This is a genomic window from Acidovorax sp. KPB24-03 (assembly GCF_057546605.1).
In genome coordinates, this window is sequence record NZ_BAAJYR010000300.1 from 1 (window position 1) to 4,326 (window position 4,326).

Below are 4,326 nucleotides of genomic sequence, written 5' to 3' on the forward strand. Positions count from 1 at the left end.
CGCGCGCGGGGGCCTGGCGCGGGGTCGGGGTTTCGATGCCGGAGCGCCCGCGCGGGCCAGGCCGTCGCAGCGCTGCGCGATGAGCGTGGCCAGACAATCGAGCTGCGCATGGGCGGCTTCGTCGGCGGGACGGAACATCTCCAGCAGGCCCAGGCCGCGCAGGGTGGAGAACACCAGCCCCACGAACCCTTCGCGCTCCGGGTCGCCTGCCAGTTCGGGAAACGCCTCGAAGAACCCCGTGTGCATGCGCGCATTGAGGTCCTGGCGCAGCGCGGCGATGTGCGCCACCACCTCGGGCTGGTTGCGGCTGCCCAGGTAGATGTTCCACGCCGCCATGAAGCGCGGCTGCGCATAGACGATGTGCCACGCGGACCGCACGAAATGCTGCGCGCGCTGCAGCGCCGGCAGCGATGCGGCGGGCCACAGCAGGCCCTCGCGGTCCTGCGCCGCGATCAGCTCGGCGAGCACGCGCATCATCAGCGCGGCCTTCGACTCGAAGTGGTGCTGCACCGCCCCAGACGTCATTCCCGCCGTGCGGGCCAGCTCGTGGATCGACATCGCCTCGAAGCTGCGCGACTGGATGACCTCGATGGCCGTGGCGATCAGGCGCTGCTGCGTGGCGGCGCTGCGCTCGGCATGGGTGCGGCGGGGCGTGCGGTGGATCATCGGCGGCAAACGTTATACATTTCGAACGTAATGTAAATACGCGGCAGCGAGACCGTCAATCCCGGGCAATCCCCTGCCTGCGACGGGCTGCCTACAATGAAAAAGCCGCACCCATTCCAGCCTGGAGACACGCCATGAACGCCCCCGCCGCCGCCAAGCACCTGCTTCCCGAAATCCACCTGCGCCCCGTTCCGCAGGCACTGCTCGACGCACTCGCCGCCCGCTTCGGCGCGCAGTGCTCCACGGCCCAGGCGGTGCGTGAACAGCACGGTCGCGACGAGGGCTCGCTCAAGGCGCCGCCCCCCTCGGCCGTGGTGTTCGCCGAAACCACGCAGGACGTGGCCGACGCCGTGAAGCTCGCCGCGCAGCACGACGTGCCGGTGATTCCGTACGGCGCGGGCTCCTCGCTCGAAGGCCACCTGCTGGCCGTGCAGGGCGGCATCAGCATCGACGTGAACCGCATGAACCGCGTGCTCAGCGTCGATGCCGACGACCTCACCGTGACCGTGCAGCCCGGCATCACGCGCAAGCAGCTCAACGATGCCATCAAGGACACGGGCCTGTTCTTTCCCATCGACCCCGGCGCGGACGCCAGCATCGGCGGCATGTGCGCCACCCGCGCCAGCGGCACCAACGCCGTGCGCTACGGCACCATGCGCGAGAACGTGCTGGCCCTCGAAGTGGTCACGGCCGGCGGCGAGGCCATCCGCACCGGCACACGCGCCAAGAAGAGCGCCGCGGGCTACGACCTCACCCGCCTCCTGGTGGGCAGCGAAGGCACGCTGGGCGTGATCACCGAGGTCACCGTGCGCCTGTATCCGCTGCCTGAGGCCGTGTCGGCCGCCATCTGCTCGTTCCCGAGCATCGAGGCGGCCGTGCGCACCACCATCCAGACCATCCAGCTGGGCGTGCCGATCGCGCGCGTGGAGCTGATCGACGCGCACACCGTGCGCATGGTCAACGCCCACAGCAAGCTGGGCCTGCGCGAGGAGCCCATGCTGCTCATGGAATTCCACGGCTCGCCTGCCGGCGTGAAGGAGCAGGCCGAGGTGGTGCAGGAGATCGCGGCCGAGTTCGGCGGCAACGCGTTCGAATGGGCCACCACCCCCGAGGAACGCACCCGCCTGTGGACCGCGCGGCACAACGCCTATTTCGCCGCGGTGCAAAGCCGCCCTGGCTGCCGCGCCATCAGCACCGACACCTGCGTGCCCATCAGCCGCCTGGCCGACTGCCTGCTCGACTCGGTGACCGAGGCCGACGCGAGCGGCATCCCCTACTTCCTCGTCGGCCACGTGGGCGACGGCAACTTCCACTTCGGCTACCTGATCGACCCCGAAAGCGCCGAAGAGCGCCTGAAGGCCGAGGACCTGAACCACCAGCTCGTCGCCCGCGCCCTGCGCCTGGGCGGCACCTGCACGGGCGAGCACGGCGTGGGCCTGCACAAGATGGGCTTCCTCCTGGACGAGACCGGCGCGGGCGCGGTGGACATGATGCGGGCCATCAAGCGCGCGCTGGACCCGAAGAACATCCTGAACCCGGGCAAGATCTTCGCGCTGTGACGCGGGCGGCAGAAGGCCGGCCCCTTGCAGCGATTCAAACATGGCACGTTCTCCGGACGGAACCCACCGGGCGGCGCTGCGCTTCGAAGGCGAGATCCGGTTCGGCCCGGAGTACTTTCGCCTGTCGATCGACGGCCGCGGCATCCCGCACCGGCTCTTCGGCCAGCCCCTCCAATGGTCGCCCGACTCGCGCTTTCTGGCCGCGCAGGAATGGCTGACCACCGACTACGCCGCAGGGCCCATCACCTGCGCTGCGCTGATCGACGTGGACGGGTGGAAGATCGCCCGGCTGGAGGTGCTGGCCAAGGGGTTTGCGCAGGACTTCCAATGGGACGCGGCCTCCCTTCGGTACCAGCAGGCCTTTGCGGCCCGATCCACGGCCCGGTGCGCCCGGGTGGCACTGGAATCCGTGGAGGGCTGGGCGCCCATCGACGCCGCCCCGCCGCTTCCAGCCGATGGGGCATGACGCCTGGGACCGCCGCGCCTGCAACGCTAAAGTCCGCGGGATGGCCACCAACCACCCGGAGAATCCATGAAGTGCTTCGTACACCAGGGCGCCGACGCCGTGGGCACCTGCCGCGCCTGCAACAAGGGGGTCTGCCCGGCCTGCGCCAAGGACCTGGGCCATTCCATCTGCTGCAGCCAGGGCCCTTGCGAGACCAAGGCGCGCACGCTGGATTCGCAGGTCGCGCAAAGCAGCGTGGTGCTGGCCGCGCAGCGGCGCAACCGCTTCCTTGCGCCCCTGTTCTTCATCGCTGCCGGTGCCCTGTTCATCGCCTTTTCCGGCAGCGGCAAAGGGTCATGGTTCGGTTTCGGCCATGCCTTCGGGCTGGGGTTCATCGTTTTCGGCATCGTCCTGGGCATCGCCAGCCACCGGTACGCCAGGGAGCTCGAACGCAAGGCCTGATGCACCGCCGGCCAGCGCCATCCGCCATGCACGGATGGCCAAAAGGCACCCCAAGGCATGAGATGCTCCGCCAAACGCCCAACGCAGGCTTTTGCGTCCATCCAACCATTCCAACAGGGGAGACAAACCCATGCCAGACCACCGCGCCGCCGACAGCGGCTTACAGCAAACGCGCAAGGCCACCGCCAGTGGCTGGATCGGCTCGGTGCTGGAGTACTACGACTTCTTCATCTACGCCACCGCCGCATCGCTGATCTTTCCCCAGATCTTCTTTCCCGCAGGCAACCCGACGGCGGCCATCGTGGCCTCGCTCGCCACCTACGGCGTGGGCTACGTGGCCCGGCCCATCGGTGCCCTGGTGCTCGGCCACTGGGGCGACACCCATGGCCGCAAGCAGGTACTGGTGCTGTGCATGTTCCTGATGGGCTTTTCCACCCTGGCCGTGGGCCTGCTGCCCACCTATGCGCAGGCCGGCCTGCTGGCCCCGGCGATGCTCGTGGTGCTGCGCCTGATCCAGGGCTTCGCGGTGGCCGGCGAGATCTCGGGGGCCAGCTCGATGATCCTGGAGCACGCGCCGACCGGGCGGCGGGGCTTTTTATGCCAGCTTCGCGCTGCAGGGCGTGCAGGCAGGGCAGGTGCTGGCGGCGGCGGTGTTCCTGCCGCTGGCGTATTTCTTGCCGGCCGAGCAGTTCAACACCTGGGGCTGGCGCGTGCCGTTCCTGCTGAGCTTCATCGTCATCCTGGTGGGCTACTACATCCGCCGCGAAGTGCAGGAGACCCCCGTGTTCACCGCCGAGCGCCGGCAGGGCGCCGTGCCGCGCGCGCCCATCGTGCAGGCGTTCCAGGAGAACGGGCCGAACATGCTGCGCGTGGTGTGCATGGCGCTCATGAACGTGATCCCGGTGGTGGCGACGGTGTTCGGCGCGGCCTATGCCGTGCAGCCGGGCTATGGCGTGGGCTTCGACAAGAGCGTGTACCTGTGGATTCCGGTGCTGGGCAACATCGTCGCGGTGCTGGTGATCCCGCACGTGGGCAACCTGTCGGACCGCATCGGCCGGCGCCCCGGTGTACATCGTCCGGCGCGCTGCTGGGCATTGCCTGGGCCTTCGTGTTCTTCGTGCTGATGGACCGGGCGCAGCCGTCTCGGCCATCTGCCGCGGCGGTGGTTCGGCGGCCTGCTCGATCCGACGCCAT

The 4,326-nt window shown here is 69.1% G+C and carries 4 protein-coding genes and 1 pseudogene; 4 read left to right on the plus strand and 1 reads right to left on the minus strand.

Annotated elements, in window-relative coordinates:
- Nucleotides 1–666 (minus strand): TetR/AcrR family transcriptional regulator (locus tag AC27KI_RS19580; protein ID WP_487115365.1); only part of this gene is annotated, 666 nt, incomplete at its 3' end.
- 134 nt (nucleotides 667–800) lie between these two features.
- Between AC27KI_RS19580 and AC27KI_RS19585 the strand changes: the two genes are divergently transcribed.
- The 4 genes and pseudogenes from AC27KI_RS19585 to AC27KI_RS19600 all read left to right on the plus strand — a co-directional run bounded on the left by AC27KI_RS19585 (nucleotide 801) and on the right by AC27KI_RS19600 (nucleotide 4,256).
- Nucleotides 801–2,225 (plus strand): FAD-binding oxidoreductase, encoded by a 1,425-nt coding sequence (locus tag AC27KI_RS19585; RefSeq protein WP_284405607.1) that lies wholly within the window; start codon nucleotides 801–803, stop codon nucleotides 2,223–2,225.
- Nucleotides 2,226–2,265: 40 nt separating this feature from the next.
- Nucleotides 2,266–2,691 (plus strand): hypothetical protein, encoded by a 426-nt coding sequence (locus AC27KI_RS19590; RefSeq protein ID WP_487090134.1) that lies wholly within the window; start codon nucleotides 2,266–2,268, stop codon nucleotides 2,689–2,691.
- Nucleotides 2,692–2,757: 66 nt separating this feature from the next.
- The gene (locus tag AC27KI_RS19595) at nucleotides 2,758–3,132 is read left to right on the plus strand and encodes a DUF485 domain-containing protein (RefSeq protein ID WP_487090135.1); all 375 of its coding nucleotides are present in this window, start codon (nucleotides 2,758–2,760) and stop codon (nucleotides 3,130–3,132) included.
- A 130-nt stretch (nucleotides 3,133–3,262) separates the two neighbouring features.
- A pseudogene (locus AC27KI_RS19600) lies at nucleotides 3,263–4,256 on the plus strand (MFS transporter).
- Nucleotides 4,257–4,326 lie beyond the last annotated feature (70 nt).